The sequence below is a fragment of the Salinispira sp. genome (genome assembly GCF_059431795.1).
Genome location: NZ_JBXWXS010000037.1, coordinates 37,996 through 45,084 on the forward strand (window position 1 = coordinate 37,996; position 7,089 = coordinate 45,084).

4 protein-coding genes are annotated in these 7,089 nt (G+C 53.9%); 2 read left to right on the forward strand and 2 right to left on the reverse strand.

The genetic code is table 11. The features are described 5' to 3' along the window. Nucleotides 1–103 precede the first annotated feature (103 nt). Together AC52PS_RS12905 and AC52PS_RS12910 are read left to right on the forward strand one after the other, a co-directional pair. Entirely contained in the window at nucleotides 104–2,785 is a 2,682-nt protein-coding gene (locus AC52PS_RS12905) for a valine--tRNA ligase (RefSeq protein WP_495563482.1), read from the forward strand. A gap of 218 nt (nucleotides 2,786–3,003) precedes the next feature. Continuing rightward, the gene (locus AC52PS_RS12910) at nucleotides 3,004–5,820 is read left to right on the forward strand and encodes an alpha-amylase family glycosyl hydrolase (RefSeq protein WP_495563483.1); all 2,817 of its coding nucleotides are present in this window, start codon (nucleotides 3,004–3,006) and stop codon (nucleotides 5,818–5,820) included. 362 nt (nucleotides 5,821–6,182) lie between these two features. Here AC52PS_RS12910 and AC52PS_RS12915 read toward each other — a convergent pair whose 3' ends face one another. Both AC52PS_RS12915 and AC52PS_RS12920 read right to left on the reverse strand, forming a co-directional pair. Further along, entirely contained in the window at nucleotides 6,183–6,632 is a 450-nt protein-coding gene (locus tag AC52PS_RS12915) for a hypothetical protein (RefSeq protein WP_495563484.1), read from the reverse strand. Further along, nucleotides 6,629–7,089: hypothetical protein (locus AC52PS_RS12920; protein WP_495563485.1), on the reverse strand; the 461-nt coding region annotated here is incomplete at its 5' end. The genes AC52PS_RS12920 and AC52PS_RS12915, both read right to left, overlap by 4 nt.

The window sequence follows — 7,089 nt, forward strand, 5'->3', positions numbered from 1 at the left end:
TCCAACAATCCTTTCATTATTGAAGAGCAGGTATTCTTCTGCTATAAATATGAGCACTATATCAGACTATGAAGTTATGAGATCCATTCAGGAGTGAACAGAGATGAAGGCAATTGAGCTTGCAAAAGCGTACGATCCCCGGGAATTCGAAGGACGGCTGTATGAAATGTGGCAGTCAGGCGGCCATTTTTCCCCCCGTAAACCTGAGCCCGGAGAAGAACCCTTCGTCATTGTCATTCCTCCTCCCAATGTTACCGGAGTTCTGCATCTGGGACACGGACTGAACAACAGCCTCCAGGATATCCTCATCCGCTATCACCGAATGAAGGGCAAACCGGCACTCTGGGTTCCCGGAACCGACCATGCGGGAATTGCCACCCAGAATGTTGTAGAGAAACGTCTGAGGGAGAAGGGTACAAGCCGCCAGGAAATCGGCAGGGAAAAGTTTGTTGAAGAAACCTGGAAGGTGAAACGTGAACATCACAAAGTGATTTCCGAACAGCTGAAAAAGATCGGGTCCTCCTGCGACTGGGACCGGGAGCGCTTCACACTGGACGAGGGCTTAAGCGACGCGGTTCAGGAAGTGTTCGTTGAGCTATACAACCGGGGGCTGATCTACAAGGGAACATACCTTGTGAACTGGTCGGTGGGCGTACAGTCCGCTCTCAGCGACGACGAGGTGGAATTCAAGGAAGTGAACGGCTTCTTTTATCATATTACATATCCCCTTTCAGACGGAAACGGCGAGGTTCAGATTGCCACCACCCGTCCCGAAACCCTGCTGGGTGACTCCGCGCTGGCGGTGCATCCGGAGGATGAGCGCTACGCCCACTTAATCGGCAAAACCGCAAAGCTCCCCCTCACCGGAAGGGAAATCCCCATTATTGCCGACAGCTATGTGGACCCCGAGTTCGGAACCGGTGTGGTGAAGATCACCCCCGCCCACGATTTCAATGATTACCAGGTGGGGAAACGCCACAACCTTGAAGAGATTAATATTATGAATCCCGACGGAACCCTGAATGACCGGGTTCCCCAAGCGTACCGGGGCATGAGCATGCAGGAAGCCCGGAAGGCTGTGGTGAAAGACCTGGAAGATGCCGGCCTGTTTATAGAAAAAGAGCCCCACCGGCATCAGGTGGGCCATTGCTACCGCACCAACACGGTTATTGAACCCTACTTGAGCACCCAGTGGTTTGTGCGTATGGAATCCATGGCCCAAAAAGCACTGAAAGCCTGGGAGGATGAGAATATCCGCTTTTATCCCAGGAAATGGGAAAACACCTACAAGTCCTGGCTCACAAACATCAGGGACTGGTGCATCAGCCGGCAGCTGTGGTGGGGGCACAGAATCCCCGCCTGGTACGATGAGGAAAACGGAGAGATGGTGGTGTCCCGGACCGATCCCGCTGACAGTCCCGAGTACTCGGGGCGGAAATTCCGCCAGGATGAAGATGTGCTGGATACCTGGTTTTCCAGCTGGCTCTGGCCCTTTTCCGTCATGGGATGGCCGGAGAACACCGAGGATCTGAAGGATTTCTTCCCCACCACCAGTCTGGTGAGCGGCTACGACATCATTTTCTTCTGGATCGCCAGAATGATTATGGCCAGCCTGGAATTCCTGGATGAGGTGCCGTTTAGGGATATCTACATTACCGGCCTTGTGCGGGACAAGAAGGGAAGGAAGATGTCCAAGAGCCTGGGCAACGGTATAGATCCCATAGAAATTGTGGATGAATACGGAGCCGACGCCCTGCGCTTCACCCTGGCGTTTCTGGCAACCCAGGGACAGGATATACTTCTGGATAAAGACACGTTCTCCATGGGCAGCCGCTTTGCAAACAAAATATGGAATGCCAGCCGATATCTGCTGATGAACCTTGAAGGACGCAATCTCATACCTGTCCAGGAGATTGCCGACGGCGCTCATGGGGGATTGAACGACCTGGATAAGTGGATTCTCCACCGTCTGAATGCAGCTTCAGAGAAAGCGCAAAGCGGAATGGAATCGTACCGCTTTAACGACGCTAGCGGAGCGGTGTATGAGTTTTTCTGGAATGAGTTCTGCGACTGGTACATTGAAGCTTCCAAGCTCAGCCTCTACTCCGACGATGATGGGGAGAAAGACCGCGCCATCTCTCTTCTCATGTATATTCTGGAAGAGGGATTGAAACTTCTTCACCCCTTCCTCCCCTATGTTACCGAAGAAATATTCCAGAAACTTCCTTCACGGGCAGAAGGGGAAGCTCTTATCTCAACAGCCTATCCTGAAAAAGAGGCGTTGCGGGAGTTCCCCGAAGAAGCTCTGGCGTTTGAAAGTCTCCAAGAGCTGGTTCGGCTGGTCCGGACCCTCCGTTCGGAGTTCACCATTCCCCCGAAAACGGAAATCAGTTTTTCGGTACAGTTTGAAGAGCATTTCCCCCATCGGGAATACATGATTGCCCGGGAGGATCTGATCCGGAATCTCACCACTGCTTCCACCCTTACCTGGGTCCCCCGAGGGGAGAAGGGCGAGCGCAGCTCCTCCCTTGCGGTGGTAGGCAGCGGCTTCGAAGCGTATGTGTACATCCGTGATCTCATCGATATTGATGCAGCTCTCAAACGCCTTGAAAAGAACATCTCCAAGGAAAGCAAGGCTCTGGAGCAAACTGAACGGAAGCTCAGCAATGAAGGCTTCCTGCAAAAAGCCAGCGCGGAAATAGTGGACAAGGAGCGGCAGAAAAGGGAAGAGATGAGCCGGAAGATTGAAAAAATGCGGGGATATATCGAGGATCTCAAACGCTGAGATCCTGGTTTTTATCCCATGAGCGCCGTTTGACTGACAATCCGGCAATTTAATTTGACACATTTGTAAAAGTCCCCCTACAATATGTCAATTATTGAATGTAGCCCGCCTGTAATCCTGTGAATAATTTTCACATTGTACTTCGCCGCCGGGGTAGTGAACTGCATGTTTGGGGCATGCAACCCGGCGCATCGCTTACGCTGCATCAAGGGGGAATTATGGTATCTCATCTCGTCAGGAAACCCGGAAGCGGTGCACACCGCATCTACCGGGTTTTTGTGTATTCAGCGCTGATGCTTCTTTTGCTCTTCAGCTTCTCTGCCTGTTCCATTCCAACGGGGGATGACGGGTCGGTAACAGCTTCGGCACCTGCGCCGGAATCCCGGGGGATGGTTGAATCCTCCTCGGTGGATTTCCGGGAAGAAAGCATCTATTTTCTTCTGCCTGCACGTTTTTACGACGGCGATCCTTCCAACAACGTACCCACCGAATGGTCTTCCTATAATCCGGATAATCCCAACAACGAGATTACCGACCCGCAAGATGTGAGCTGGCGGGGAGATTTCAAAGGACTTATTGAACACGGTCTGGACTATATCCAGGACTTGGGCTTCACCGCTGTCTGGCTCACCCCGGTGGTACACAACAGGAGTCCCCTGGACTACCACGGCTACCATGCCTGGGACTTCAACAGGGTGGATCCCCGGCTGGAATCTCCCGGCTACGGATACCAGGAATTTATCGATGCAGCCCATGCCAGGGGAATCAAGGTGATCCAGGATGTGGTGTGGAACCATTCCGGGCGCTACGGTATTAAGGATGTTGCGGAGCTGAAATACAACACCGATCCCGATGGATCCTGGTACGCTCCTCCAAATCCCGACTGGGAGTACGACGGCATCACGCCCAACCCCGACGACGGGAAACTCTGGAGCCGGGCCAATCTGGCACCCCTTCCCGCGCCGTATAATGAGAATCTCAGTCTCTACAACTGGCCTTCCACCGTCTCCTTTGTGGATACATCCGACCCCGACTGGTTTCACCACTCGGGTAACGGGTTCGCCCAGGGCTGGGACGATACGGAAAATCTCTACAACCGTGCTCTGGCTGACGATACGCCCGACCTGAACACCGAGAGCCAGGTTGTGCGGGATTATTTGGTGGATGCATACACCCGTTACATAGACATGGGCGTGGATGCTTTCCGGGTGGATACGGTGAAACACATGGCCCGGGATTCGGTGCTCTACTTTGTGGATGCATTCAAAGCCCATGATCCCGACCTGTTTCTGTTCGGGGAAGTTGCCCAGAAACGGCATGAACTGCATCAGGTGGAGGAGATCAACCCCCACTGGTACACCTGGGACGGGGCCGTGGGAAGCTCCAATAATTCCGGATTGGCGGTGCTGGATTTCTACGCCCAGGCTACCTTCCACGGAGTATTTGAGTACGGTCACTCTTTCAATGAAGTACAGGCTGCCGCCCGCTACGATCATCTGTACTCCGATCCGTCCTCCAATGTAATGTGGCTGGACAACCATGACTTCGGCCCCAATAACGACTGGAACCGCCGGTTCTCGGGTTCGGCGGAAGACCTGGCAGGATACGTGAACTTCACCTGGACCTGGCGGGGCATACCCAGCCTCTACTATGGTACGGAAATACAGTTCAAGAAGGGTGCATACACCGATATTCACGAAGCCGCAGATATTAACCGTTCGCTGGACAACACCGGAAGGGCCTACTACGGTGACAATATTTTCACCGCTTCCAGTCATCCGCTGTATCAGCACATCAAAAAAATGAACGCAATTCGTAAAGCACTGCCGGCCCTTCAGAAGGGTTCCTGGTATTGGGCGGGAAATCCCTCCAACGGAAATGGAGTGGGCTATGTGCGAAGCCAAGGCCCCCAGACCATCGCCGTGGGAATTGCAAAGGGCGGCTCGGTGAGCTTCAACTTTGACGGTCTGCCTGCGGGAACCTACCGTGATGCGGTTACCGGTGCGGAAGTCGAATCCGGCGGTAGCCTGAGCTTCAATGTTGAAGCAGGATCTGCGGGTATTTATGTGCTCAACGGTCCCGGTCTCATAGGCGGCCTGGGTGCGGGCTTCTTCCAGTCTTCAAGCAATGGACAGGGAGGCGGCAGCGGCGACGGTGGCAGCGACGGTCCCTGGGATATGGCATACTTCCGGGGCAGCGCCAACGGCTGGGCTGCGGACGCCATGAGTAAAAATGCGGATACCGGTTTGTGGGAGACCACCCGCACATTCGGCGCCGACAACCCCCGGTTCAAGATCGACCGCTACGGCGACTGGAGCGAAGCCTATCCTGCCCAGGACTACCTGGTCGAGGAAGGTGCCGGGGAGTACCTGATCAGTTTCGACGATTCAGACCGGTCAATAACCCTTGTAAAACTTGGAAGCGGTGATGACGGCTCCGGCGACGGGGATACCGGTGACGGAGGAGATGGCAGCAACAGTTGGACCCAGGCATACTTCCGGGGCAGCGCTAACGGCTGGGCGGCGGATGCCATGACCGTAAATCCGGACACGGGACTGTGGGAGACCACCCGCATATTCGGCGCTGACAACCCCCGCTTCAAGATCGACCGCTACGGCGACTGGAGCGAAGCCTATCCCTCCCAGGACTACCTGGTGGAAGAAGGAGCTGGGGAGTACCTGATCAGCTTCGACGATGCAGACCAAAGCATCACTCTGGAAAAACTCTCAGACGGAACTGACCAGAATACCGGAACAGGAGATCTGGTGGTTCATTTCGCCGAATATGAGTCCGCTAGCGAGTACATTCTGCACAGCTGGGACGGTTTGAGCGGCGATTTTCCCATGGAGTATGAGGGAAATATCAACAACCGCCACTGGTGGTCGGTGAGTCTACAGGACATACCCGATTCCTTCCTGTTTTGCTTTACCAACAGCAACGGAAATTGGGACGGAGACAACCGCAGCTTCAGCGCACAGGGAAGCGAAATTTATATTCTTCCCAGCGACAGTACGGTGTATCTGAGCCGACCGTGACTTCTATCTGAATTTTCTCATCGTCGCCCCAGCTCCTCTAAAAAAGCTGGGGCGCATAGAAGAAAAAAACTGCCCGGAGATTTTCCGGGCGGTTACACTACTATTTCAGGTACCTATGAGATTAATGCGAATGGTGAACTTGTTGTATCCAATACATTCGAAGGCGGCGTTGTGACAGAGCTGAGCTATACTTTGGGAGAAGATTTCATGAACTCTGAAACCTTTACCGTTGTGGTTACTGCCAATGGCAAGACGTTCGACTTGACTGACGTAATTGTGGAATAATCTCCCAAGTCAAAAAAAGCTATCTGATGTTGCATCAGATAGCTTTTTTTTGTATGTGCAATTCCCACAATAGGGAGCTATTCCCCGCTACTTTCTTCTTCGGCGGATTCCCCCTGTTTCTCGGGAACAAACAAATAGCCGCCGAAGGGACCGTAGCGCAGGGGGTAGAGCTGGCTGTATTCCGCTTCATAATCTGCTTTGCTCAGCATGCGGCCTTCAATGCTCACCACCGAACCTTGGGATTCCTCCACCAGTTTCCGTGCACCGGGGCCGATCAGCCCCAGGGAGCTTACTCCCCCGGTTTGCTCTATTCCCTCTTCGTCGAGAATCAGTGCCGGGCTTGCAGTTCGTGCATCCCCCAGCATTCTCACAACTCCTGTAAGCGTAATTGAATCCATACTCTCATCCACTCCCTGAACATAGGTCCGTCCGGGCAGCTCCTCCTGGGGGGCTGCTGCTGCGAAGGCCGGGAGTAGGATCAATACAAGGGCAATTCCAATTCGCCGTATGCGCCATATTCTGTTCATTGGTTCTCTCCTGAGTGTTGAAAATCTATAAGATGATATTCCAGGGAAGAAAGCTTCCCGTTAACCAGGTATACCGGGTGAATCTCCACCATTCCGGATAGGCGGAGCTGGGGGGCATCCGGGAGTTCTCCCCGGTCCAGCATGGATTCCAGCCGGTCACGGTCAAGAAAATAATACCGATAGTCTCCGGATTCAAAAACCTTCAGGGCGGGACGGTTGAACGGCGTACTTCCCAGGCTTACAAGGTATCCGCTGAGCTCCCTCTGCCCCACCGTCACCGGCTCGGGCATCTGCTGGGGACCGCTGATCTGTTCAGGGAAGGATGCATTGTACAGGGTATCCCTCACCATCTCCGCTTCACTCTCGGCCCCGCCGGCTGCCCCTGCACTCATTGGAGCAAGGGTCAGAATGAGCGCAAGCAGGGCGGCCGGAGCTGCTTTACTCACCATGGTTCCAG